Source organism: Pseudomonas fluorescens group sp. (assembly GCF_020093335.1).
Classification (GTDB): Bacteria; Pseudomonadota; Gammaproteobacteria; order Pseudomonadales; family Pseudomonadaceae; genus Aquipseudomonas; species Aquipseudomonas petroselini.
The window spans coordinates 109,105-135,039 of the sequence record NZ_JAIOKW010000005.1; the positions used below are offsets into that span (position 1 = coordinate 109,105).

Sequence of the window (25,935 nt, forward strand, 5' to 3'; positions counted from 1 at the left end):
CCATGACGTACCGGATCAACGAATTCCAGTTTCAACTGCCGGCCGGCGAGTTGCAGGACGCAACGATCAATATCCTCAAGTTCCCTGAATTGGGCACGTCCCTGATCGTCAGCCGCAGCCTGCTCGCCGAGGGTGAAACCCTGCACAGCAACTTCAATGACCAACTCCAGCGCCTGGAAAAACAGGTGCAGGATTTGCGCTATCAACCGGGTGTGGACGTGCGCCTAGGCGCGGCTCAAGAAGTGGAAGGCATTGAGCTGCGCAGCCAGTTCAACAAGGGCAATGACAAGGTGTTCCAGTATCAATTGGCGCTGGTGCTGCCGGGTACGCGCAAGATGCTTGCGTTGAGTTATGTGAAGGCTGACAAGCTTGGGGACGCCGAGGCGGCGCACTGGTCGACGATCAAGAGCTCGCTCGTGTTCGACGTCCTCCAGTGAAGCGGCCTTTGCATGTCTGACGCACTGCTCTGGGCCGCGCGCCTGGGCGATGGGCTGTCCCACACCTCTGTCATGGCGGACATCCTCGGCGGCGTGCTGGAAGTGGCGGCTAACGTGGCGATTACCGCGCTGGCAACCGCCGCGGTGGTGGCGGCTACCGGCATTACCGTCGCGACTGGTGGACTGGGGGCCTGCGTGCTGGGGGCGGTAGTCGGCGTTATCGTCGGCATCGCCATGAGCAAGACCGGGGCCGACAAGGGGTTGAGCGCCATGTGCGAGGGAATCGGCAACGCGCTGTTCCCTCCCTCGGTCATGGCCACAATCCTCAGCGGGTCCACCGACACACTGATCAACGCCTTGCCCGCTGCGCGCGCGGCCGGCGTCGTGCCCTCCCACGTTGCACCTGCGGGCACCGAAACCGAAACAACGCCGCCAGCACCGGAACACAGCGAAGAGCCCGGCTACCTGGACATGGCCAAAGGGTTCTTTACGCAAATGTGGCGCCCCACCGTCGCCACGCCAGCGCCCGGTGCAGTCCCTAAACCGCTGGACGTGGTGACCTGCACAAAACACCCGCCGATGCCGCCGCAGTTTCTGGCCGAAGGCTCGGAAAAGGTCACGGTCAACGGTCAACCGGCGGTACGCAGCGGTGACCGGAGCACCTGCGACGCCACCGTGGTGTCGTCGGGGCTGATTTCGCCCAATGTGACGATCGGCGGGGGCTCAGTGGTGGTGCGCGAGATCCGCAGCGGCAAGACGCCGGGCGTTGGCCTGGCCGTCACCGCGCTGATGATGCTCAAGGGGGGTAAAGGCAAGTTCCTCAGCAACCTTCCCTGCATGCTGCTGGCAGGCGTCAATTCGTTTGTGGTCAGTCAGGCCATGGGCGCGCTGGCCAACGCCGCCATGGGCTCTTCCAACCCGGTGCACGCGAGCACGGGGGCCAAAGTGCTGGGCGGCCCCGAGGAGCTGGATTTCGCCTTGCCCGGGATCATGCCCATCGACTGGCAGCGCTTCTACAACAGCCGGGACGAACGCCGCGATGGCTTGTTTGGTGCCGGCTGGAGTGTGCCCTATGAAGTCAGCGTGCAGCTGCTGCCTCACCCTGAAGGGGGCGACTACGCGTTGTACACCGACGAGCAGGGTCGACGTATCGACATGGGTTCGATCCCTTTGGGGGGTGCCGTGTTCAGCGCTGGCGAAGGCCTCAGCGTCAAGCGTCATTTGAGTGGCCAGTGGCTGATCGAAAGCGCAGACGGCTTGTACCGGCTATTCGATCCGGCGCCACAGGACGCATCGTTGCTACGCCTGAGCCAACTGGGAGATCGCAACGACAACCGAATCCACCTCGACTATGACGACGATGGTCGCCTGCTGGGCCTGCGTGACACCTTTGGCCTGGTCAGGGTCGAGCTGACGTACGACAACACTTGGCCCCATCGCATCAGCCGAATCGAACGCCTGTACCCCGACCAACACCGTGAAGTCCTGATGCATTACGCCTACGACGCCCGTGGCGACCTGGCCTCTGTACGCCAGTCCGACGGGCACGTGAAGCGCCGTTTTGCCTATGATGCCGGGCAGCGCATGGTCGAGCATCAATTGCCCACCGGCCTGCGTTGCTTCTATCAGTGGGCCAAGGTTGACGACCTTGAATGGCGTGTTGTCCGGCATTGGACGGAGGCCGGGGACACCTACACATTCGACTATGCGTTGGATACAGGCATCACCCGTATCACCGACGGGCTGGCGCGCGTCAGCATTCGACACTGGGATGAGCGACACCAGATCATCGCGTCCACCGATGCACTGGGGCGAACCTGGGCCTTCCGGTGGAATGATGATAGCCAACTGCTGGGCGCAACCGACCCTCTCGGTGGGCATTATCAGTTCAGCTACGACGATGCCGGCAACCTGACTGAGACCCTCGACCCCCTGGGGCGCAGTGAATCGACCTTGTGGCTGGAGCACTGGGCGCTGCCACTGGCGGAGACCGATGCCGCTGGCAATACCTGGCAGTACGATTACGACTCGCGGGGCAACTGCATTCGCGAAACCGACCCACTGGGCAACCGCACGGTCTATCACTATGACGGACACGGCCAAGTCAGGGAGATCATCGACGCCAGCGGCAAGCGCAAGACCTTGCGCTGGTCCCCACTGGGTCAATTGAGCGAGCACACCGACTGTACGGGCCTTATCACCCGTTTGAGCTACTGCAAGCGAGGCTTGCTGCTGGTCAGTACCGACGCGCTCGGGGAACGCACCACCTTCAAGTATGACGACCAGGGCCGACTGATCAGCAAGCAGTTGCCCGATGGGCGCAGCGAGCACTATCAGCGTGACGCCAGCGGCCAGTTGATCGGCTACAGCGACCCTGCCGGCCACACCACGCGCTTCGAGCATTCGTCGAACGGCCAGTTGCGCCAGCGCATCGACGCCCATGGCCGCCGTGTGGAGCTGAGCCATGACGTCTATGGCCGCCTGCACAGCCTGACCAACGAAAATGGTGAGCACTACCGATTCGACTGGGACGACGGTGATCGCCTGACCCTCGAACAGCGCCTGGACGGCTGTCGAAAACGGTACACGTACGACCCGCTGGACAATGTCACACAGGTAGAAACCCTCGCATCGTCCGACGCCGAGCCCGCCATCATTCATGATCTGGAGCGGGATGCAGCAGGCCGGCTGATCGCCAAGCGCACCGTAGATGGTTGCACGACGTACCGCTACGATGAACTCGACCAAGTCACAGCCATCACCTTTACAGGGCACGATGGCGAGCAGCAAACCCTGGGCTTCGGTTATGACGCCCTCGGTCAGCTGACCCTCGAACAAAGCGCCGCCGGTTGCCTGGAGCATCTCTACGACGAATTGGGCAACCTGACCCAGACCCGACTTCCCGACGGCCGCTGGCTCAACCGCCTGCGCTACGGTAGCGGGCACTTGCATCAGGTCAACCTGGATGGGCAGGTCATCAGTGACTTCGAGCGGGACCGTCTGCACCGCGAAGTGCTGCGCACCCAGGGCCGTATCAGTACGCGTAGCGAATATGACCGCAGTGGACGTCTGCGTGCCCGCCAGCGCCGCCAACCGGACCACTCGCTGTTACATCCGCCGGCGCAGACACGCTTGGGCTATGACGACAGCGACCAACTGGTCGAACGCTACGACAGCCAGCCCGGCGCGGCACACCGCCAACTGCTGCATTACGACGCTACCGGCCGCATTCTGGCTAGCCAGGACAACCTCCTGGGCCAACGGGAAGTCTTCCGCTACGACCCGGCGGCTAACCTGCTGGACGGCTCAGGACAGGTCGCCAACAACCGATTGCTGACCTACCAGGACAAACATTACCGCTATGACGGTTTTGGCCGGATGGTTGAAAAGCGCAGCCTTCGGCGCGGCACCCAACGCTTCAGCTACGACGCGGAGCAACGGCTGGCACAGGTGCACAACGATGACGGTTCCTGGGTCATCATGACCTATGACCCGCTGGGCCGGCGCACCGCCAAGACCACCTACGACCGCAACGGTGTGCAGCGGAGCCAGACACGTTTCACTTGGGACGCGCTGCAACTCGTGCAGGAGCACTGCAATCAGCAGACCAGCCTCTATATCTATGCCGACGAGGGCTACGAACCACTGGCCCGTATCGATGGCACAGGTGACCTGCAAAAAATCCGCTACTACCACAACGACCTCAACGGTTTGCCCGAACGCCTCACCGAGAGCGACGGCCATACGGTATGGCAAGCGCGCTATGAAGTCTGGGGCAATACCGTCGAGGAAAGCCGAGAACCCTATTTCATCGAAGAACAGAACCTGCGCTTCCAGGGCCAGTATCTGGACCGGGAAACGGGGCTGCACTACAACACTCTGCGCTTTTATGACCCGGATATCGGGCGCTTCACCACACCCGACCCCATCGGTCTGGCCGGCGGCCTGAATCTCTATCAATATGCGCCCAACCCGCTGAGCTGGATTGACCCGCTGGGCCTGATGAAATGCTCCAGCCCACCCAAGGGGCGCAAAGTCAGTCGCACCGTGTATCGGTTCGAGGAACCGGGGCGCATCGGGACCACTTGGCAGGCGCACAAGTGGAATGTGGAGTCCACACACCGCTACACCACCAAAGGCGTCGGTGGGGTGTATGGCGCGAACTCACGGAAAACCGCGCTGGGCGAGGTCACGCACTGGAAGGTCGACCTGTCCAAACGGGTGTTGGTCAGCAAGAAAGTGCAGCTCAATAATGTCTTGGACCTGACCCGCGCCGATGTGCGCAAACAGCTAGGGGTCAGCCTTAAAAGCATCACCGGCTCGAAGTACACCGAGACCCATCAGATCGGCAACTGGGCCAAGGCCAACGGCTATGATGGAATCCTGGCGCCATCGGCACGCAACCCGACCGGCAGCAACTTGATCTCCTTTGCAGGTTTTTGAACATGGAACGACTGGAAAACGAATACCCGGGTGACGCGGACTGGCAGAGCACAGTGGCCTTGTATGAAGAAGACTACCTTGACGACGATGCGCGTGAACTGGCCAAGGCCTTGGGCGGCCATCTCGACATGGCAGTGATACTGCGCGGGAAACGGGGTCTTGAGGAAGGGTTGTGGTGGATCGGGCAAAAGGTTCCGGCACTGGACAACATCACCCCGCTGGAATGCCTGGAAAGTCCCACGCTGATAAAACGGTTGAAGACAGCACTGATGCGTATGCCATGACACTCAAGGACACGGCGACTATGGAAAGTTGTGCGTTCAATTCAATCAGGCACGGAAGTGCAGTCCTTGTCTGATGCACTCTGGGCTGCCCGGATGGGCGATGCGCTCTCCCACACCTCGATGATGGCGGACATCCTTGGCGGGGTGCTGGAGGTGGCGGCCAATATCGCGATCACCGCCGTGGCAACCGCTGCGGTGGTTGCCGCCACTGGCATTACCGTTGCGACCGGTGGGCTTGGCTGTTTCCTGCTGGGTGCCGTGGTGGGCACGATTGTCGGCTTGGCCATGAGCAAGACCGGGGCCGACAAAGGCCTGACGAATTTATGCGACACGTTCGCCAACGCGCTGTTTCCGCCCACGGTGCAGGCCAATATTCTTACCGGCTCCACCAACACCCTGACCAACAACATCCCCGCCGCCCGCGCCGCCGGGGCGATCAGTTCCCATGTCGCACCGGCTGGGACCGAGTTGGAGGAACCTGCGCCCGAGCCAGAAGCCAGTTACCTGGACATGGCCGAGAGCTTCTTCTCGCAGATGTGGCGCCCTACGGTTGCAACGCCCGCCCCCGGCGCCGTGCCCAAGCCGCTGGATCTGGTGGTGTGCATGAAGCACCCGCCGATGCCGCCGCAGTTTCTAGCCGAAGGGTCGGAAAAGGTCACAGTCAACGGCCAGCCGGCGGTGCGCAGTGGTGATCGCAGTACCTGCGATGCAACCGTGGTGTCGTCGGGACTGATTTCTTCCAACGTGACCATTGGCGGTGGTTCGGTGGTGGTGCGGGAAATTCGCAGCGGCAAGACCCCGGGTGTGGGGTTGGCGGTCACGGCGTTGTTGATGCTCAAGGGTGGCAAGGGCAAGTTCTTCAGCAAGTTGCCGTGCATGCTGATCGGCGGAGCCACTTCGATGGCGGTCAGCAGTGCGATGGGGGCGATGGCCAACGCGGCGATGGGTTCGTCGAATCCGGTGCATGCGGCGACAGGCGCAAAGGTACTGGGCGATGTCGAGGAGCTGGATTTTGTGTTGCCCGGTATCCTGCCGATTGAGTGGCAGCGCTTCTACAACAGCCGCGACGAACGCTCGGGGAGCCTGTTCGGCTCAGGCTGGAGCGTGCAGTATGAAGTGTGCGTAGAGATCCGTCCGCATCCCGAAGGCGGCGAGACGCTGATCTATACCGACGAGCAGGGACGCCCGATTGACATGGGTTCGATCCCGTTGGGCGGCGCAGTATTCAGCGCCGGTGAAGGGCTCGCCGTGCGTCGACACCTCAATGGGCAGTTGTTGATTGAAAGCGACGACGGCCTATACCGCTTGTTCGAACCCACTCCGGCCAATCCCTCACTGCTGCGTCTGAGCCAACTGGGCGATCGCAACGACAACCGCATCCATATTGACTATGACGAAGTAGGGCGCCTGGTACGTCTGCGCGATACTTTCGACTTGGTGCAGGTTGAGCTGATACGTGACCAAGACCATCTGACCCAAATTGAGCGCCTGTACCCCGACCAACGCCGCGAAGTGCTCGTCAGTTACGGCTACGACGCGGCCGGCAATCTGGCTGAGGTGCGTGACGCAACCGGCCAGGTGCAACGGCGTTTTGCCTACGACACGGGGCGTCGAATGGTGGAGCATCAACTGCCCACCGGACTGCGCTGCTTCTATGAATGGGCCTTGATTGAGGACTTGGAATGGCGTGTGGTCCGGCACTGGACCGATGAGGGTGACACTTACCAGTTCGACTATGACTTGAAGGTCGGCCTCACTCGTATCACCGATGGTTTGCAGCGCGTCAGCACTCGCCATTGGAACACTCAGCACCAGATCATTCAGTACAGCGATAACCTCGGTCAGACATGGCGGTTCGAGTGGAACGACGAACGCCAATTGCTCAGCGCCACCGACCCCCTGGGTGGACGCTATGAATACAGCTACGATGAGAGCGGCAACCTGATCGGCGAGACCGACCCGCTGGGCCGCAGCGACTCGACCTTGTGGCTTGAGCACTGGGCACTGCCGCTGGTGGAGACCGACGCCGCCGACAATAGCTGGGCGTACCGCTACGATCAGCGCGGCAACTGCATCGCCGAAACCGATCCGCTGGGCTATGTCACCCGGTATCGCTATGACGACCACGGCCAGGTCGTGGAAATCATCGATGCCACCGGTAAAAGCAAGAAACTACGCTGGAATCCGTTCGGGCAACTGGCCGAGCACATCGACTGCTCAGGTTATCCAACGCGCTTCAGCTACGACAAGCGAGGGTATTTGCAGGTCATCACCGACGCCCTTGGCGAGCGCACTCAATTTAGCTACGACGCTCAGGGGCGCTTGCTCAGTACCCAACTGCCGGACGGCCGCACCGAGCACTATCAGCGCGATGTCAGCGGTCAGCTGGCGGGTTACACCGACCCAGCCGGACACACCACGCTTTACCAACACAACCGCCGTGGCCAAGTGCGCCAACGCACCGACGCACATGGGCGGCAGGTGCAGTTCGGCTATGACAGCTATGGACGGCTGCAAGCGCTGATCAACGAGAACGGCGAACGCTATCGCTTTGCGTGGGACGCCGGGGATCGGCTGACTGAACAGCAAGACCTCGACGGCAGCGCCAAGCACTACAGCTATGACCCGCTGGATAATGTCACGGCGGTGACTACTGTGCCGGCGCCTTACGGAAACGGTTTGGCCCTGGTGCCCGAAACACCGCCCGCGCCCATCATTCATCGGCTGGAACGTGATGCGGTTGGCCGGCTCGTCGCCAAGACCACCGACGATGGCCGTACCGATTACAGCTACGATGCGGTGGACCAGCTCACGACTGTCACCTTCACCGATTCGCAGGGCAACGCCCAAGCCCTGGGCTTTGCTTACGACGCCCTCGGCCAACTGCTTTGCGAGCAGAGTTCGGCGGGTAACCTGCAACACCACTACGACGAACTCGGCAACCTGATCCAAACCCAACTGCCGGACGGCCGCTGGCTCAACCGCCTGTACTACGGCAGCGGCCACCTGCACCAGGTCAACCTGGACGGCCAGGTCATCAGCGACTTCGAGCGTGACCGCCTGCACCGCGAAGTGCTGCGCACTCAAGGCCAGCTCAGCACCCGCAGCGAATACGACCGCAGCGGCCGCCTGCGTTCACGCCAGCGCCGTCACGCCAGTCAGTCAACCTTGCTGCCCGCTGCGGCGCAAAAACAGTTTGAATACGACCCCGCCGACAACTTGATCGGCAAACTCGACCAACAACCCGCTGCGCAACACCGCCAGCTGCTGCACTACGACGCCACCGGCCGCATCATCGCCAGCCAGGACAGCCTGCACGGCCAGCGTGAAACCTTCGCCTACGACGCCGCCGCCAACCTGCTGGATGGCCCGCAGGCGGGTGCCGGATTGGTGGTGCATAACAAGCTGTTGACCTATCAGGACAAGCGTTATCGCTACGATGCGTTTGGACGGATGATTGAAAAGCGCAGTGCCAAACGGGGCGTGCAGCGGTTTGCCTACGACGCTGAAAGTCGGTTGGTTGAAGTGCGCAGTGACAACGGCAGCGTGGTCAGGATGGTCTATGACCCGCTGGGGCGGCGAATTGAAAAGACCGAGCATGGCAGTGACGGGTATCCGCTGGGAGAAACGCGGTTTGTGTGGGACGGACTGCGGTTGTTGCAGGAGCATAAACACAGCCAGACCAGCCTCTATGTTTACGACGATGACGGCTATGAACCGCTGGCCCGCGTCGACGGCCTTGGCCCGTTGCAGAAGATTCGCTACTACCACAACGACCTGAACGGGTTGCCGGAACAGCTCACCGAAGCGGATGGGCACGCGGTTTGGCAAGCAACGTATCGGGTGTGGGGCAACACGCTGGAGGAAGTGCGCGAGCCTTATTACATTGAGGAGCAGAACCTGCGGTTCCAGGGGCAGTACCTGGATCGGGAGACGGGGCTGCATTTCAATACGTTCAGGTTTTATGATCCAGATGTGGGGCGGTTTACTACGCCGGATCCGATTGGGTTGGATGGAGAGCTCAACCTCTACCAATACGCACCAAATCCGATTGCATGGATAGACCCATGGGGGTGGAAAACCTGCGGCGCTGCAAACGGAAACTCCAAACAAAATAACAAGATGAACCACGTCTACGTTATTCGTAATAAAACGACTGGCCAAGTATACAAGTACGGTATCAGCGGTGGGAAAATTTCAAAAGCCGGGAAGTCTTATCGAGCCCAGTCTCAAGTACGCTGGCTCAACAGGAAAGGCTCTGATAAGTACGAGTCCGCCATAATCAGAAAAAATGTCACAAGGTCTAAGGCTCTCAAAGTAGAACAGGGTAGAGTCAATGGCTATTCAGTGGCCGCTCAGAGAGCCGGTCAGACTCCTTCGTTTCCAAAAGTCGGGATTAACCCAGTGGGCAATTCACTGCCAAACGCGACGAGATAGAGATTCTAATGAGCAAATATCTGACAACACTGGAAATCGTGCCCTCCACGGAAAGCCTACAGGCTCACCGCGTTCGAGAGGCCGCGGTACTTTACATTTATCTGCTTACCACCAAGTGCAAGCTGCTTACCGGTGGAATTGCCAAAGTGATTCTCCAGCAAGCGCCCTTGGAAGCAGAGCAAACACACACAAATGTTTGCTCCTACGCTCATCCGTTCAAGCGCTTGCAGAGCCTTCCTGCGGGGGCCACAGACGCCACTATCCGCGAGTGCTTAATCGATGACATCAATGAATCGCTCATATCACTGGCGACGCTCAAGGGTTGGGATACCGATCCAATACATAAGCTTCACGCAGAAATCGTCAAACGTGAGTATCAGTTTTCAGGTACGTCAGGACGCCCACTGAAAAACCCGTCTAACACGCTCACCGCGTCGGCAGCCTGGAACACCGACCAATACATCAATATAGGCGTGCTGGTCCAACGCTCCAAAGACACCCCTCACGAATTTTTCACTGCTACACGCATCGGCATCTCCCTCGGACTTTTCGAGTCCCTGTTAGGCCCAGTTGAATGGGTCAACGAAAAAACTGTCCGTCTCTATCAGACAAACAAGCGCGACTACTGGGAAATTGATACAAGCTCTCGAGAAGTGATATTTCACTATCCTAGAGCTGAGTCCAATGACGCTCATGGTCAGTTTGATTTGGCAAAAATGTACATTGATGGATGGATAGTCGAGCAAGACTTTGAACAAGCCCGACTGTGGCTGGAGCGCGCTGCCGCTCAAGGCTTCTCGCGGGCGGTCAAGCTTTTGCAACGTATGATTAACGGTGATGAAAACCTGGCTGATCCTGTTATGAACAGCAAGAAATAGCAAAAAGATGAGCTTTCCAGCAAGTTCGTGAAGCTACTCAACAAGGAAGTCAGCCCGTTGTTGGGCGCGGAAAGTTACGAACGCTTTTTTGACTATTTCTACGGCTGAGACCCAAGCCCGTGGTCAGCTCCAACAAAAATGGGCACCCGATCTAATCGGCGTGCCCATTTTCCTACCACCCCGCCCCCTTCGAGACGGTAACGCCATTACGCGTTGACAGTGTCTTTCAGCGATTTGCCTGGCTTGAACGCAACCGTGTTGCTGGCCTTGATTTTCACCGGCTCACCGGTTTGAGGGTTTTTGCCAGTGCGGGCGCCGCGGTGGCGTTGCAGGAAGGTGCCGAAGCCGACCAGGGTGACGCTGTCCTTGCGGTGCAGGGCGCCGGTGATTTCTTCGAGAACGGCGTTGAGGACGCGGTTGGCCTGTTCTTTGGTGAGATCCGCTTTTTCAGCGATGGCGGCTGCGAGTTCTGGTTTACGCATAAGTGAAGCCTCTTTGACGGTTTTTTGTTGTTATGTCCGTGCTGCTCTCTTCTGGAGCAGCGCCCAAAGCGCCGCAGGCTCTACTCTGCGGCAGACGGGAGTGAGGATGGCATGCCCTCGCACGCTCCGCCAGTCTCGCGACGACCTTTCTAAGGGGAAAAACGTGCTTATTCCGACAGAACGACCGGTATTTACGCCAGCAATGGCGGAAGTTCTTTATTGAGGGCCAGTTTTTCCATCACCGCAGTGCCGGTCAGTGCATACCCCAGCAGGCGGCCACTGGCGTCGCGGCACAGGGCCTTGATGTCGGCGCCCTCACCTTCCACGCTCCACACGCCTTCGGTGCCGCGTGGCGGGGGCGAGACCACCAACGGGCAGACCGGCGTCTTGACGGTCACCGGCATCGGCCCGTAGCTGACCGCCGTGGCGTTGCCGGCCAGGGTCTGGGCCAGGGCGCGGGCGCAGCTCATCAGTGGCATCACGTACAGCAGGTTCAAGCCGTCGACCTCGGCGCAGTCGCCCAGGGCGTAGATGTTGGCGTGGGAGGTCTTGAGGTGGCGGTCCACCATGATCCCCCGGTTGGTCTGCAGGCCTGCAGCAGCGGCCAAGTCGACACGTGGACGCAGGCCGATGGCGGAGACCACCAGGTCGCAGGCGATCACTTCACCGTCCGACAGATGCGCTTCCAGGCCGTCATCGGTGCGCTGTAGCCGATTGAGCACCGGGCCCAGGTGGAAGCGCGCGCCGAGGCCTTCCAGACCGGCCTGTACTGCGGCGGCGGCCGCCGGGTGCAGCAGGGTCGGCATGACCTGCTCGCACGGCGCCACCAGGTCGATTTCATAACCGCCAAGGATCAGGTCGTTGGCGAACTCGCAGCCGATCAGGCCGGCACCGAGCAGCAGCACGCGGCGCTTACCGGCAGCGGCGGCACGAAAGCGGGCGTAGTCTTCGAGGTCGTTGATCGGGAAAATCAGTTCAGCCGCATCGCCTTCAACCGGCACGCGCACGGTTTCTGCGCCCCAGGCCAGGATCAGGTCACGGTAAACCACCGCCTCCTCGCCGATCCACAGGCGCTTATGGCCGGGGTCGATGCCGCTGACGCGGGTGTGAGTACGCACTTCGGCCTTGAGTTGCTCAGCCATGGCGCCGGGTTCAGCCATGCTCAGGCCATCGGCTTCCTTGTTCTTGCCAAAGCCGGTGGAGAGCATGGGCTTGGAGTAGGAGCGCCCGTCATCCGCGGTGATCAGCAGCAATGGGGTCTCGCTGTCGAGCTTGCGAAACTCCCGGGCCACGTTGTAACCGGCCAATCCTGTGCCGATGATCACGACAGGTGCGTTCATTCCTTTCTCCTTGTAGTACTTATCTGAAAACCAAAATTAGCCGATTTCGATCATTTCGAAATCCATTTTGCCCACGCCGCAGTCCGGGCACAGCCAGTCTTCCGGGACGTCCTCCCAACGAGTACCAGGCAGAATTCCGTCATCCGGCCAGCCGTCTTTTTCGTCATAGATCAGGCCACAGACTACACATTGCCACTTCTTCATTACTTGCTTCCTCAGGGTCCAGGCATCTTGGCCGACGGTCGATAGACACGCGTTGCCGTACGGCTCAGGGCGTTTTGTACTGATCAGGGCCGGCAGATGCAAGCACGATCGACGCAAGCAGCCGGTTCAGTCCGGCAAACACCCAGGACGCCATGGTAAGCTCGCCGCCTCTTTTGCTGCCAATACTGACTCACCGTGCCGCACTCAATCGTCCCTCCCGATGCTTGCCAATGGCTGATCCAGAGCCTTCTGACCCCTGCGCCCGCGCCGTTGACCCTCAATTGGCTGTTCAACGAAGACTCGCTGACGCGGCGGCTGACGTGGCTGTCCAACGACGGTTTCAGCGTGACGCCACTGTTCGAAGGCTGGCAGCCGCTGCGCGATGACGAATGTGCTGCCCTGGCACTGGCGCCGTCCAGCATCGGTTGGGTGCGCGAGGTGTATTTGCGCGGCAATGGCCAACCGTGGGTGTTCGCGCGCAGTGTCGCGGCGCGCAGCGCCTTGCAGGGCGACGGCTTGCATATGGATGAACTGGGCAGCCGCTCGCTGGGCGAGTTGCTGTTCTGCGACCAAGCCTTCACGCGCCAGGCCATCGAGGTGTGCCATTACCCACGGCACTGGTTGCCCACGGCCGATCAGGTCGACGGGCTGTGGGGGCGCCGCTCACGCTTCGATCGCGGGCCGCTGAGCGTGCTGGTCGCGGAGATCTTTTTGCCCAGCTTCTGGCACGCACTGCACGCCCATCCGGAGAACTGCTGATGTACCAACGTCTGCTCAAATCCCTTAACCACCTGAACCCCAGGGCCTGGGATTTCGTTCAGTTGACCCGCATGGACAAGCCCATCGGCATCTACCTGCTGCTGTGGCCGACGCTGTGGGCGCTGTGGATCGCGGGCAAGGGGTCGCCCTCTTTAATCAATATCGTGATTTTTGTGCTGGGCGTGGTGCTGACCCGGGCCGGCGGCTGCGTGATCAATGACTGGGCCGACCGTAAGGTCGACGGCCACGTAAAACGCACCGAACAGCGCCCGCTGGTGAGCGGCAAGATCAGTTCGAAAGAGGCGCTGGTGTTTTTCGCAGTGCTGATGGGCATCAGCTTCCTGCTGGTATTGTTGACCAACGCCACGACTATCCTGCTGTCCCTCGGTGGTCTGGCCCTGGCGGCAAGCTACCCGTTCATGAAGCGCTACACCTATTACCCGCAGGTGGTGTTGGGGGCGGCATTCTCGTGGGGCATGCCGATGGCGTTCACCGCCGAGACCGGTGATTTGCCCGCGACCGCATGGCTGCTATACATCGCCAACCTGCTGTGGACGGTGGGCTACGACACCTATTACGCCATGACCGACCGCGATGACGACTTGAAGATCGGCGTGAAGTCCACGGCCATTCTGTTTGGCGATGCCGATCGCGTGATCATTCTTACCCTGCAAGGCCTGTCGCTGGTGTGCCTGCTATTGGCGGGGGCGCGATTTGAGCTGGGCGGGTGGTTCCACCTGGGGTTGCTGGCGGCGGCGGGCTGTTTTGCCTGGGAGTTCTGGTACACCCGGGACAAGGATCGGATGAAGTGCTTCAAGGCGTTTTTGCACAACCACTGGGCCGGGTTGGCGATATTTGTCGGGATTGTGGCGGATTACGCATTTCGCTAGGTGCCGTTATTTGGGGTGACTGGGCTGACGCCATCGGGGGCAAGCCCCCTCCCACATTTGGAATGCATTCAAATGTGGGCGCGGGCTTGCTCGCCAGGATCTCAGCGGCGCCGCAGGCTCAAGGCTTGATCACATGCCAAACGCCACCCTTGCCATCACCGGTCTTGTCACCGGCCTTTTTATCATCCTTGTAGGTGTAGACCGGCTTGCCGCCATAGGCCCACTGACTGGTCTGGTCGTCGCGGGTGATAACCGTCCATTTGCCCATCGACTTGTCGGTGGACTCCGCCTTCAACGGCGGCCAGTTGGTCGCGCACTGGTCCTTGCACACTGACTTGCCGTCGGCATCCTTATCGAAGGTATAAAGGGTCATGCCCTTGTGGTCGACCAGCATCCCGTCTTGAGTCATCGCCGGCTCTGCCGCGAACGCCAGGGTCGGCAGCGTCAACGCCGCCGTTACCAGCAGGGCTTTCCAGGAAATTGTGCTGTACGTCATCGGAACCTTCCTTTTGTGGTTGTCAGGATTCGGACCCAAAGCGTAGCCCAGAGAGGCGCAAATTGCCCGAGCGACTAAATTACTGTCACACGACTGCAATAATTCCGTTATCTAATGCGGCGCAAGACAGTTAAATGACAAGAGGATTTTTGAGCATGGTTGGCAGGAGCATTCTGATTGTTGACGACGAAGCGCCCATCCGCGAGATGATCGCCGTTGCGTTGGAAATGGCCGGCTATGACTGCCTGGAGGCGGAGAACTCCCAGCAGGCCCATGCCATTATCGTCGACCGCAAGCCGGACCTGATCCTGCTGGACTGGATGCTGCCCGGCACCTCCGGCATCGAGCTGGCCCGCCGTCTCAAGCGGGACGAGCTGACGGGGGACATCCCGATCATCATGCTCACCGCCAAGGGCGAAGAGGACAACAAGATCCAGGGCCTGGAAGTCGGCGCGGATGACTACATCACCAAGCCGTTTTCCCCACGGGAGCTGGTTGCGCGTCTGAAGGCCGTACTGCGCCGTGCCGGGCCGACCGATGGCGAAGCCCCCATCGAAGTCGGCGGCCTGCTGCTGGACCCGATCAGCCACCGCGTGACCATCGATGGCAAGCCGGCCGAGATGGGCCCGACCGAATACCGCCTGCTGCAATTCTTCATGACCCACCAAGAGCGCGCCTATACCCGCGGCCAATTGCTGGACCAGGTGTGGGGCGGCAACGTGTATGTGGAAGAACGCACCGTCGACGTGCATATCCGTCGTCTGCGCAAAGCCTTGGGCGATGCCTACGAGAATCTGGTACAAACCGTGCGCGGCACTGGCTACCGCTTCTCCACCAAAGGCTGAGAGCCTGACTTAAACGCTGACAAGGACGCATGTTCAAGTGAATCAAAACTGGCATGGCACCCTGATCCGCCACATGCTTTTGCTGATCACCGGCTGCTTGTTGGTCGGCTTGGTAAGTGGTTACTACGGCTGGAGCCTGGCCGTCGGTATCGCCGTGTACCTGGGCTGGACCCTCAAGCAATTGCTGCGCCTGCATGAATGGCTGCGCCAGCACAAACCCGACGAAGCACCTCCCGACGGCTACGGCCTGTGGGGCGAGGTGTTCGACAGCATCTACCACCTGCAACGCCGCGACCAACGGGTGCGCGGGCGCCTGCAAGCGGTGATCGACCGGGTGCAGGAGTCGACCGCCGCGCTCAAGGACGCGGTGATCATGCTCGACAGCGACGGCAACCTGGAATGGTGGAACCGCGCCGCCGAGACCCTGCTGGGCCTCAAGACGCCCCAGGACAGCGGCCAGCCGGTGACCAACCTGGTGCGCCACCCACGCTTCAAGGAGTACTTCGAACAGGAGAACTACGAAGAGGCCCTGGAAATCCCCTCGCCCACCAATGACCGCGTACGCATCCAGCTGTACCTGACGCGCTACGGCAACAATGAACACCTGATGCTGGTACGCGACGTCACCCGCATTCACCAGCTGGAACAGATGCGCAAGGACTTCGTCGCCAACGTTTCCCACGAACTGCGTACGCCCTTGACGGTGATCTGCGGTTACCTGGAGACGCTGCTGGACAACGTCGACGAGATCAACCCGCGCTGGAGCCGCGCCCTGCAGCAAATGCAGCAGCAAGGCTCACGCATGCAGACACTGCTCAACGACCTGCTGTTGCTGGCCAAGCTGGAGGCCACCGACTACCCGTCGGATAACCATCCGGTGGCGGTGCAGAGCCTGTTGCAGACGATCAAGAACGACGCCCAGGCCCTCTCCGGCCAACGTGGGCAGCAGATCACCCTGGAAGCCGACCCGACCGTCCTGCTCAAAGGCAGCGAAGGTGAGTTGCGCAGCGCGTTTTCCAACCTGGTGTTCAACGCGGTCAAGTACACCCAGGACAAAGGCAATATCCGCATCCGCTGGTGGGCCGATGAACAGGGCGCACACTTGAGCGTGCAAGACTCCGGCATCGGCATCGACGCCAAGCACCTGCCGCGCCTGACCGAGCGGTTCTACCGCGTCGACTCCAGCCGCAACTCCAACACCGGCGGCACCGGGCTTGGCCTGGCGATCGTCAAGCATGTGCTGCTACGCCACCGTGCACGCCTGGAAATCAGCAGCGTGCTGGGGCATGGCAGTACGTTCACCTGCCATTTTCCTCCGGGGCAGATGACGCGTTCGCGGGTGATCGGAAATGATGAATAACCCGACGTCGATACAAATCTAATGTGGCAGGGGGCTTGCCTCCGATAGCGGCGGGTCAGTGATAGATGAATCAACTGACACACCGTCATCGGGGGCAAGCCCCCTCCCACATTGGATTTGTATGGTTTTGAAGTAGGCATTCCAGGCCCCACCCGGCAGTGGGCACTAGGCAAGCGCCCCGTCAGCCGCTACATTGGCCGACTTGCGCCTGTCTTTCAGGCCCTTTCGTCACCTCTTATTGAACACACGGAACCTGCAAAACCCCATCATGGACCCTTCCCCTGGCATCACCCTCGCTACACTCTTCGCCGACTTCGGCATGATTCTTTTTGCACTGGTCCTGGTACTGCTCAACGGTTTCTTCGTTGCGGCGGAATTTGCCATGGTCAAACTGCGTTCCACGCGGGTCGAGGCCATCGCCCATACCAACGGCTGGCGCGGGCAGATCCTGCGCACCGTGCACAGCCAGCTCGACGCTTACCTGTCGGCCTGCCAGCTGGGTATCACCCTCGCCTCCCTGGGCCTGGGCTGGGTCGGTGAGCCGGCGTTTGCGCACATCCTCGAGCCGCTGCTGGGCGCCGCGGGTGTCGAGTCGCCGGAAGTGATCAAGGGCGTGTCGTTCTTCGCCGCGTTCTTCGTGATTTCCTACCTGCACATCGTGGTCGGTGAACTGGCGCCCAAGTCCTGGGCCATTCGCAAGCCCGAACTGCTGTCGCTGTGGACGGCGGTGCCGCTGTACCTGTTCTACTGGGCCATGTACCCGGCGATCTACCTGCTCAACGCCAGCGCCAACGCCATCCTGCGCATCGCCGGCCAAGGCGAGCCTGGCCCGCACCACGAACACCATTACAGCCGCGAAGAACTCAAGCTGATCCTGCACTCCAGCCGGGGCCAGGACCCGAGCGACCAAGGCATGCGCGTACTCGCCTCCGCCGTGGAAATGGGCGAGCTGGAAGTGGTGGACTGGGCCAACTCCCGGGAAGACCTGGTCACCCTGGACTTCAACGCCCCGCTCAAGGAAATCCTCGCGCTGTTCCGTCGCCATAAATTCAGCCGTTACCCGGTGTATGACGCAGTACGCAACGAGTTCGTGGGCCTTTTGCACATCAAGGACCTGCTGCTGGAACTGGCGGCCCTGGACCATATTCCTGAGTCGTTCAACTTGGCCGAGCTGACTCGCCCGCTTGAGCGTGTGTCGCGGCACATGCCGTTGTCGCAATTGCTGGAGCAGTTCCGCAAAGGCGGCGCGCATTTCGCCCTGGTGGAAGAAGCCGACGGCAAGATCATTGGCTACCTCACCATGGAAGACGTGTTGGAAGTCCTGGTGGGCGATATCCAGGACGAACACCGCAAGGCCGAGCGCGGCATCCTGGCCTACCAGCCGGGCAAGCTGCTGGTGCGGGGCGACACCCCGCTGTTCAAGGTCGAACGCCTGCTGGGAGTGGACCTGGACCACATCGAGGCCGAAACCCTGGCCGGCCTGATCTACGACACCCTCAAGCGCGTGCCGGAAGAGGAAGAGGTGCTGGAGGTTGAAGGTTTGCGGATCATCATCAAAAAGATGAAAGGGCCGAAGATCGTATTGGCCAAGGTCCTGCTGCTGGATTGACCGTCAATTGCCCAATGCAAAATTGGGCAATGCGCCGACGGGTTGGTTGAACTCGTACGGGATCGACACCAATCCCGCCTCAGTGGCGCGCTGCACCACAAAATGCAGATGCGGCCCGCTGCTGTTGCCGGTATTGCCCGACAACGCCAGCGGGCTTCCTACCGCAACACGCTGCCCAACCCTGACACTGACCGAGCCTTGCTTGAGGTGCAGGTACACGCCCTCGGTACCGTCATCGTGACGTACCCGCACAAAATTCCCTGACGCATCGTTGCCCCGCCCGGCTTGCTCGTTTTCGGTTTTCACCACCATGCCGCTGCGTGCGGCGATGATCGGCGTGCCTTCGGGCATGGCGATGTCCATGGCGTAGCGGCTTTTGGCGTCGGTATGGCTGAAGGTGCCGTTGGGGCCCTGTGTCATGCGGAACGGGCCGCCGCGCCAGGGCAAGGGGTAGCGGTAGGCCTGGGGTACGTAACGGGATTTCGGCCTATCGAGTATCGGCCGTTCGACCTTGCGCTCTTGGATCACGAACGCCTGGGCGCCAGGGGTTTGCCGGTCGCTGAAAAACACCACGCCATTGGCATCGGTGGATTTGTAGAGGGTCATGGCCTGGGTCGAAGTGGCGACCGTTGCCAGCCCGCAACACAGCAATAAGCGCATGAGCATGGCGTAAACCTGCCGATATGACTGGACGGAAGATTAGCAAGCGATCGTTACAGTCTGTAGTGAGCGGGCTTGCCCCGCGCGGGGCAAGCCCGCTCACGACAAATCAGGCACCCGGCACAAAATGCTTCTGCGCCGTACCCCGCGCGATCAGGCGGGAGATGTAATCGAGCTTCTGCGCATCCTGGTCGATAAACCGGAAGGTCAGTTGCAGCCAATCGCTGTCAGGCTTGGGTTCGAAGGCAACGATGGCGTGCAGGTAGCCGTTGAGACGGGCCACTTCGGCGTTATCGCCTTGTTCCAGGTCGAGCACGGCGCTTTCCAGTACCTGAGGCAGGACTTCGCCGCGACGCACCACCAGCAGCGCTTCCTTGATGCTCAGCGCCTTGATCACGCATTGCTGGGTACCGCTGGACAGGCGCAATTGGCCTTGGCCACGCCCTCCTGCCGGCGCCGCCGTCGCCGCCGCTTGCACCGGCGGGCTGTTGAGCAAGCCTTTGTTGAGCGCAGGCGCGGCTGCCGCAACCGGCGCTGCACGTGCCACTTCGGGCTTGCCGCCAGTCAGGGCGCTGAGGGAATCGTTGCCAAAGGCCGAATTCATTTTGGTCGGTGCGCTGGCGACCAGGGCGTCGAGGCGGCCGATCTTGTGCAGGGCCTGCTTGACCTTGTTCAGCAACTGCTCGTTGGTGAACGGTTTGCTGACGTAGCCGGAAACCCCGGCCTGGATGGCCTGGACCACGTTTTCCTTGTCGCCACGGCTGGTCACCATCACGAACGGCATGGCTTTGAGGTGAGGTTGCTCGCGGCACCAGGTCAACAGCTCAAGCCCGGACATCTCCGGCATTTCCCAGTCGCACAGCACCAGGTCGAAGGTCTCGCGCATCAGGATGGCCTGGGCCTTTTTGCCGTTCACCGCGTCTTCAAGCTTGATCCCTGGGAAGTAGTTGCGCAGGCACTTCTTCACCAGGTCGCGGATAAACGAGGCGTCATCCACCACCAATACACTGACTTTACTCATCGACCCTTCATCCTATAAAAACTTCGGCACGCAAAACGCCTGACTGATGGCATTTTGCCAAAAACTCTGCAGTCACGTTCGGACTTTCTTTTACCCGACTTGAAAAAGTCAGGCACCACAAACGAAAACGCCCGGCCAGAGGCCGGGCGTTAATTTCTCGGGCAACTTACTTATCGTCAGATTCGCCCGGAACATTAGGGATTTGATCAACCGAACCTTCAACTTCAGCCTTCATGCGCTTGAGGCCCATGTGCCGTACGTCGGTGCCGCGCACCAGGTAGATCACCAGTTCCGAGATATTACGCGCGTGGTCGCCGATCCGCTCCAAGGAGCGCAGCACCCAGATGATGCTCAAGACCCGCGAGATAGAGCGCGGGTCTTCCATCATGTAGGTCGCCAGCTCACGCAGGGCGGTCTTGTATTCGCGGTCGATGACCTTATCGTACTGGGCCACCGACAACGCCAGTTCGGCGTCAAAACGCGCGAATGCATCGAGGGCATCGCGCACCATGTTGCGCACCTGATCGCCGATATGGCGCACTTCCACGTAACCGCGCGGCGCTTCGCCTTCTTCGCACAGCTGAATGGCACGGCGGGCGATCTTGGTGGCTTCGTCGCCGATGCGCTCCAGGTCAATCACCGACTTGGAGATGCTGATGATCAACCGCAGGTCGGACGCCGCCGGCTGGCGACGCGCAAGAATGCGCAGGCATTCTTCGTCGATGTTGCGTTCCATCTGGTTGATCTGGTCGTCGATCTCGCGCACTTGCTGGGCCAGGCCCGAGTCGGCCTCGATCAGCGCAGTCACAGCGTCGTTGACTTGCTTCTCCACCAGCCCGCCCATCGCCAGGAGGTGGCTGCGCACTTCCTCGAGCTCGGCGTTGAACTGCGCGGAGATGTGGTGGGTAAGGCCTTCTTTGCTAATCATGTTGGCGTCCTTGGAGCGTCCGGTAAGGTGCGGAGAACCGCAGCGTCAGTGCAATCAGAACCACAGCTTCCTAGCCGTAGCGACCGGTGATGTAGTCTTCGGTCTGCTTCTTCGCCGGATTGGTGAACAGGGTATCGGTGTCGCCGAATTCCACCAGCTTGCCCATGTACATGAACGCGGTGTAGTCGGAAACCCGCGCCGCCTGTTGCATGTTGTGGGTCACGATGACGATGGTGAACTTGGACTTGAGCTCGTAGATCAGCTCTTCGACTTTCAGCGTCGAGATCGGATCGAGGGCCGAGCAGGGCTCGTCGAGCAACAGCACTTCCGGTTCCACCGCGATGGTACGGGCGATCACCAGACGCTGCTGCTGGCCGCCAGACAGGCCGAGCGCCGATTCGTGCAGGCGGTCCTTGACCTCGTCCCACAGGGCCGCGCCCTTGAGGGCCCACTCCACCGCTTCGTCGAGGATGCGTTTTTTGTTGATGCCCTGGATACGCAGGCCATAGACCACGTTTTCGTAGATGGTCTTGGGGAACGGGTTGGGCTTCTGGAACACCATGCCCACCCGGCGACGCAGCTCAGCCACGTCTTCGCCCTTGCGGTAGATGTTGGTGCCGTAGAGGTTGATGGCACCGTCGACGCGGCAACCGTCCACCAGGTCGTTCATGCGGTTGAAGGTGCGCAGCAGCGTGGACTTGCCGCAGCCCGACGGGCCGATAAAGGCGGTCACGCGCTGCTTGGGGATGTTCATGCTGACGTCGAACAGCGCCTGCTTTTCACCGTAGTACAGGCTCAGGCCCGGCACTTCGATGGCCACGGTTTCCTGGGCCAGGCTCAGGCTCTGCTTGTCGCGACCCAGGGCAGACATGTTGATGCCGTGGGAATGGGTGTCATGTTGCATGGGAGGCTCCCTGTGCTACCAATTTTGTGTGTGGGAGGGGGCAAGCCCCCCTCCCACATTGAAAAGCTTTAGCTGTCTAGCGCTTTGTATTTTTCGCGCAGGTGGTTACGGATCCACACCGCCGACAAGTTGAGCGTGGCGATCACCAGCACCAGCAGCAAGGCAGTGGCGTACACCAGCGGCCGTGCGGCTTCGACGTTGGGGCTCTGGAAGCCGACGTCATAAATATGGAAGCCCAGGTGCATGATCTTCTGGTCCAGGTGCAGGTACGGGTAGTTACCGTCCAGCGGCAGCGACGGCGCCAGTTTCACCACGCCCACCAACATCAGCGGCGCCACTTCACCGGCGGCGCGGGCCACGGCGAGGATCATGCCGGTCATCATCGCCGGGCTGGCCATCGGCAGCACGATCTTCCACAACGTTTCCGCCTTGGTCGCGCCGAGTGCCAGGGAACCTTCACGCACGGTGCGGGGAATCCGCGCCAGGCCTTCTTCGGTGGCCACGATCACCACCGGCACCGCCAGCAGTGCCAGGGTCAGCGAGGCCCACAGCAGGCCCGGGGTACCGAAGGTCGGGGCCGGCAGGGCCTCGGCGAAGAACAGGCGGTCAACCGAGCCACCCAATACATACACGAAGAAACCCAGGCCGAACACGCCGTAGACGATAGCCGGTACGCCGGCCAGGTTGTTCACGGCGATACGGATGATGCGTGTCAGGGTGTTCTGCTTGGCGTATTCACGCAGGTAAACCGCTGCCAGCACGCCGAACGGGGTCACGATCATCGCCATGATCAGGGTCATCATCACGGTGCCAAAGATGGCCGGGAAGATCCCGCCTTCAGTGTTGGCTTCGCGTGGGTCGTCGCTGAGGAATTCCCAGACCTTGCTGACGTAGAAACCAATCTTGGTCATCGTGCCCATGGCGTTAGGCTGGTAGGCGTGCACCACTTTGCCGATGCCGATTTCAATTTCCTTGCCGTTGCCATCGCGAGCGGTCAAAGCGTCACGGTTGAACTGGGCGTGCAGGTCGGCCAGGCGCGCTTCGATGTCCTGGTAACGGGCATTCAATTCGGCGCGGTCAGCGTCCATGTCGGCCTGGGCGGCGGCGTCGAGCTTGCCTTCCAGTTCCAGTTTGCGGCCATGCAGGCGGATACGCTCCAGGCCGGCGTTGATCGCGCCGATGTCGGATTTTTCCAGGGTCTTGAGCTGGGCGGCCAGCTTGTTCACACGGTCGACACGGGCCTGCAGTTCCGGCCACGCGGCCTCACCTTCGGCGATCACCTTGCCGTCCTGCTTCACGTTGACCAGGGTGCCGTAGAAATTGCCCCACTCACGCCGCTCGATGGTCATCAGGTTCGCAGGCGTGGTCTGGTCCTTGAGCCACTCGCCGACGATCCAGGTGAAGTCGTTGCCGTTCAGGTCGCGGTTACCGACCTTGATCAGCTCGCGCGTCATGAACTCCGGGCCTTGGTCCGGCACCGGCAGGCCAGCGCTTTTCAGGCGCTCGCGCGGCACTTCTTCTTTCTGCACCACTTCGCCGATGACGATATGGTTTTCCTGGCCCGGTACGTTGTAGTTGGCCTGGATCAGGTCGGCCGGCCAGAAGTGGCCCAGGCCACGTACCGCAATCACGGCCAGCAAACCAATGGTCATGATGACCGCGATGGACACCGCGCCACCGCTGATCCAGACGCCGGGGGCGCCGCTCTTGAACCATCCATTCAGGGAGTTCTGTTTCACAGACTTCTACCTTTCTTAAAGCGACGAGTATTTCTTGCGCAGACGCTGACGGATCAGCTCGGCGAGGGTGTTCATGATGAAGGTGAACAGCAGCAGCACCAGCGCCGAAAGGAACAGCACACGATAGTGGCTGCCACCGACTTCCGATTCCGGCATTTCCACCGCGACGTTCGCCGCCAGCGTGCGCAGGCCCTCGAACAGGTTCATCTCCATCACCGGGGTGTTACCGGTGGCCATCAACACGATCATGGTCTCGCCGACGGCGCGCCCCATGCCGATCATCAGCGCCGAGAAAATCCCCGGGCTGGCGGTGAGGATGACCACGCGGGTCATGGTCTGCCACGGCGTGGCGCCGAGGGCCAGGGAGCCCAGGGTCAGGCCACGCGGCACGCTGAACACGGCGTCTTCGGCGATGGAGTAGATGTTCGGGATCACCGCAAAACCCATGGCCAAACCGACCACCAGAGCATTGCGCTGGTCGTAGGTGATGCCGAGGTCGTGGGAGATCCACATGCGCATGTCGCCGCCGAAGAACCAGGTTTCCAGGTACGGGCTCATGTACAGCGAGAGCCAACCCACGAACAGGATCACCGGGATCAGGATCGCGCTTTCCCAGCCATCCGGCACCCGCAAGCGGATCGACTCAGGCAAACGGCTGAACACAAAGCCGGCCACCAGGATGCCAATCGGCAACAGCATCAGCAGGCTGAAAATACCCGGTAGATGCCCCTCGACATACGGCGCCAGGAACAGCCCGGCGAAGAAGCCGAGGATGACCGTCGGCATCGCTTCCATCAATTCGATCACCGGCTTGACCTTGCGGCGCAGGCTCGGGGCCATGAAGTAGGCGGTGTAGATCGCGGCGGCAACGGCCAGTGGCGCAGCCAGCAGCATGGCGTAGAACGCGGCCTTCAGGGTGCCGAAGGTCAGCGGGGCCAGGCTCATCTTGGGTTCGAAGTCGGTGTTGGCGGCGGTCGATTGCCAGACGTACTTGGGCTCGTCGTAGTTTTCGTACCAGACCTTGCTCCACAGCGCGCTCCAGGACACTTCCGGGTGCGGGTTGTCGAGCAGCAACGGTTGCAGCTTGCCGCCGGCTTCCACAATCACACGGTTGGCCCGCGGCGACATGCCGTACACGCCCTGGCCGTCGACCACCGGGTCCACCAGCAGGGTGCGGTGGGCGGTGCTGTGGAACACGCCGAACTTGCCGGAAGCGTCGAGGGCGGTGAAGCCTTTGCGGCGCTCTTCGGCGGAGATTTCAATGATGGGCGTAGTGCCCATCTGGAAAGTACGGATCTGTTTGAAGCGCTGCTCGCCATCCGGATCACGGGCCATGAACCACTGGGCCAGGCCGCCTTTGGAGTTACCAATGATCAACGAGATACCGCCCACCAATTGCGTACTGGCGGTGACTTCGGCGTTACCGTCTTCCAGCAGTTTGTAGCGACCGTTGAGGCTCTTGTCGCGCAGGCTGAACACATCGGCGAGGGCGCGGCCGTTGATCACATACAGCCATTGCTGGCGCGGGTCGATAAAGATCGCCTTCACCGGCTCGGTCATTTGCGGCAGTTCGACACGCTTCTGCTCGCTGGTGACTTCGCCGGTCATCATGTTTTCTTCGCGGCTCAGGGTCAGCACGTTCAGGTACGAACCGGCCGAGCCTGCAATCACCAGCGAGGTGTCAGTGGCGTTGAGGGCGACGTGCTCCAGAGGGCGGCCAGCGTCATCCAGCACGATCGGTGTTTCACCGTAGGGGTATTCGATCGCCGGAGAGATGGTTTTCTTGCCGTCCGGGTAGGACACCTTATAGGTATGGCGGAACACCAGGGACTGGCCGTTGGACAAGCCGAGGATCACCAGCGGGCTGCCCGGCTGGTCTTCACCTATGGAGACGACAGTCACGCCAGCCGGGAGCGGCAGGTCGACACGCTTGAGTTCGGCACCAGTCGTCACATCAAAGAACAACGCCTGGCCCTTGTCGGAAACCCGCATGGCGACTTGGTTCTGTTCTTCGAGCGAGATCAATAGCGGCTTGCCGGCGTCCTGCATCCAGGCGGGCGTCAGCGCATCTTCCTTGGTGAGCGAGGCGCCCTGGAACAACGGCGCGACGACATAGGCCAGGAAGAAGAAAATCAGAGTGATGGCGCCGAGGACGGCGAGGCCGCCGACCAGCACATACCAACGGGTGAGGCGATCCTTGAGCGCGCGAATGCGGCGCT

The 25,935-nt window shown here is 60.9% G+C and carries 20 protein-coding genes; 10 read left to right on the forward strand and 10 right to left on the reverse strand.

Going from position 1 to position 25,935, the window contains the following annotated elements; translation table 11 throughout:
• The first annotated feature begins 2 nt into the window (after positions 1-2).
• The 5 genes from K7431_RS07925 (at position 3) to K7431_RS07945 (ending at position 10,479) form a co-directional block, all read left to right on the forward strand.
• Positions 3-437, forward strand: a complete 435-nt coding sequence (locus K7431_RS07925; protein ID WP_015886563.1) for a DcrB-related protein — start codon at positions 3-5, stop codon at positions 435-437.
• A gap of 12 nt (positions 438-449) precedes the next feature.
• Positions 450-4,880 (forward strand): RHS repeat-associated core domain-containing protein, encoded by a 4,431-nt coding sequence (locus K7431_RS07930; RefSeq protein WP_015886564.1) that lies wholly within the window; start codon positions 450-452, stop codon positions 4,878-4,880.
• A 2-nt stretch (positions 4,881-4,882) separates the two neighbouring features.
• Positions 4,883-5,164 (forward strand): hypothetical protein, encoded by a 282-nt coding sequence (locus K7431_RS07935; RefSeq protein WP_043206066.1) that lies wholly within the window; start codon positions 4,883-4,885, stop codon positions 5,162-5,164.
• 66 nt (positions 5,165-5,230) lie between these two features.
• The gene (locus K7431_RS07940) at positions 5,231-9,601 is read left to right on the forward strand and encodes an RHS repeat-associated core domain-containing protein (RefSeq protein WP_043206344.1); all 4,371 of its coding nucleotides are present in this window, start codon (positions 5,231-5,233) and stop codon (positions 9,599-9,601) included.
• A gap of 8 nt (positions 9,602-9,609) precedes the next feature.
• Positions 9,610-10,479: a tetratricopeptide repeat protein gene (locus K7431_RS07945; RefSeq protein ID WP_015886567.1), complete on the forward strand. Its 870-nt coding sequence runs from the start codon at positions 9,610-9,612 to the stop codon at positions 10,477-10,479.
• A 206-nt stretch (positions 10,480-10,685) separates the two neighbouring features.
• Here the strand turns inward: K7431_RS07945 and K7431_RS07950 are convergent, their stop codons facing one another.
• From K7431_RS07950 to K7431_RS07960, 3 genes are all read right to left on the reverse strand, one after another.
• Positions 10,686-10,961 (reverse strand): HU family DNA-binding protein, encoded by a 276-nt coding sequence (locus K7431_RS07950; protein ID WP_003176958.1) that lies wholly within the window; start codon positions 10,959-10,961, stop codon positions 10,686-10,688.
• Between the two features lie 191 nt (positions 10,962-11,152).
• Positions 11,153-12,301, reverse strand: coding sequence for an NAD(P)/FAD-dependent oxidoreductase (locus K7431_RS07955; protein ID WP_015886568.1), 1,149 nt, complete (start codon positions 12,299-12,301; stop codon positions 11,153-11,155).
• A 36-nt stretch (positions 12,302-12,337) separates the two neighbouring features.
• Positions 12,338-12,505, reverse strand: a complete 168-nt coding sequence (locus K7431_RS07960; RefSeq protein WP_015886569.1) for a rubredoxin — start codon at positions 12,503-12,505, stop codon at positions 12,338-12,340.
• Between the two features lie 195 nt (positions 12,506-12,700).
• Here K7431_RS07960 and K7431_RS07965 point away from each other — a divergent pair, with 195 nt between their 5' ends.
• Together K7431_RS07965 and ubiA are read left to right on the forward strand one after the other, a co-directional pair.
• The gene (locus tag K7431_RS07965; protein WP_015886570.1) at positions 12,701-13,264 is read left to right on the forward strand and encodes a chorismate--pyruvate lyase family protein; all 564 of its coding nucleotides are present in this window, start codon (positions 12,701-12,703) and stop codon (positions 13,262-13,264) included.
• On the forward strand, positions 13,264-14,154 hold the full coding sequence (ubiA, locus tag K7431_RS07970) for a 4-hydroxybenzoate octaprenyltransferase (protein WP_015886571.1): 891 nt from the start codon (positions 13,264-13,266) through the stop codon (positions 14,152-14,154). The genes K7431_RS07965 and ubiA overlap by 1 nt, the downstream gene beginning before the upstream one ends.
• A gap of 118 nt (positions 14,155-14,272) precedes the next feature.
• Here the strand turns inward: ubiA and K7431_RS07975 are convergent, their stop codons facing one another.
• Positions 14,273-14,650 carry a COG4315 family predicted lipoprotein gene (locus tag K7431_RS07975; protein ID WP_015886572.1) on the reverse strand — a complete coding sequence of 126 codons (378 nt, stop codon included), beginning with the start codon at positions 14,648-14,650 and terminating at the stop codon, positions 14,273-14,275.
• Between the two features lie 155 nt (positions 14,651-14,805).
• On the opposite strand from K7431_RS07975, the gene phoB reads away from it, so the two are divergent.
• The 3 genes from phoB to K7431_RS07990 all read left to right on the forward strand — a co-directional run bounded on the left by phoB (position 14,806) and on the right by K7431_RS07990 (position 18,464).
• Positions 14,806-15,495, forward strand: a complete 690-nt coding sequence (gene phoB / locus K7431_RS07980) for a phosphate regulon transcriptional regulator PhoB (protein WP_003176964.1) — start codon at positions 14,806-14,808, stop codon at positions 15,493-15,495.
• Between the two features lie 73 nt (positions 15,496-15,568).
• Positions 15,569-16,855, forward strand: coding sequence for a phosphate regulon sensor histidine kinase PhoR (gene phoR, locus K7431_RS07985; protein ID WP_232504885.1), 1,287 nt, complete (start codon positions 15,569-15,571; stop codon positions 16,853-16,855).
• Between the two features lie 268 nt (positions 16,856-17,123).
• Positions 17,124-18,464, forward strand: a complete 1,341-nt coding sequence (locus K7431_RS07990; RefSeq protein ID WP_015886574.1) for a hemolysin family protein — start codon at positions 17,124-17,126, stop codon at positions 18,462-18,464.
• Between the two features lie 3 nt (positions 18,465-18,467).
• On the opposite strand, the gene K7431_RS07995 is transcribed toward K7431_RS07990, so the two are convergent.
• From K7431_RS07995 to K7431_RS08020, 6 genes are all read right to left on the reverse strand, one after another.
• Positions 18,468-19,130 carry a peptidoglycan DD-metalloendopeptidase family protein gene (locus K7431_RS07995; RefSeq protein WP_015886575.1) on the reverse strand — a complete coding sequence of 221 codons (663 nt, stop codon included), beginning with the start codon at positions 19,128-19,130 and terminating at the stop codon, positions 18,468-18,470.
• A gap of 103 nt (positions 19,131-19,233) precedes the next feature.
• On the reverse strand, positions 19,234-20,145 hold the full coding sequence (locus tag K7431_RS08000) for a response regulator (RefSeq protein WP_015886576.1): 912 nt from the start codon (positions 20,143-20,145) through the stop codon (positions 19,234-19,236).
• Positions 20,146-20,311: 166 nt separating this feature from the next.
• A complete protein-coding gene (phoU, locus tag K7431_RS08005) occupies positions 20,312-21,073 on the reverse strand; it encodes a phosphate signaling complex protein PhoU (RefSeq protein WP_015886577.1) in 762 nt (253 codons plus the stop codon).
• A gap of 70 nt (positions 21,074-21,143) precedes the next feature.
• On the reverse strand, positions 21,144-21,977 hold the full coding sequence (gene pstB / locus K7431_RS08010) for a phosphate ABC transporter ATP-binding protein PstB (RefSeq protein ID WP_015886578.1): 834 nt from the start codon (positions 21,975-21,977) through the stop codon (positions 21,144-21,146).
• A gap of 68 nt (positions 21,978-22,045) precedes the next feature.
• Positions 22,046-23,716, reverse strand: a complete 1,671-nt coding sequence (gene pstA / locus K7431_RS08015) for a phosphate ABC transporter permease PstA (RefSeq protein ID WP_015886579.1) — start codon at positions 23,714-23,716, stop codon at positions 22,046-22,048.
• Between the two features lie 15 nt (positions 23,717-23,731).
• Positions 23,732-25,765, reverse strand: a complete 2,034-nt coding sequence (locus tag K7431_RS08020) for an ABC transporter permease subunit (RefSeq protein ID WP_173390418.1) — start codon at positions 25,763-25,765, stop codon at positions 23,732-23,734.
• Positions 25,766-25,935: the final 170 nt, after the last annotated feature.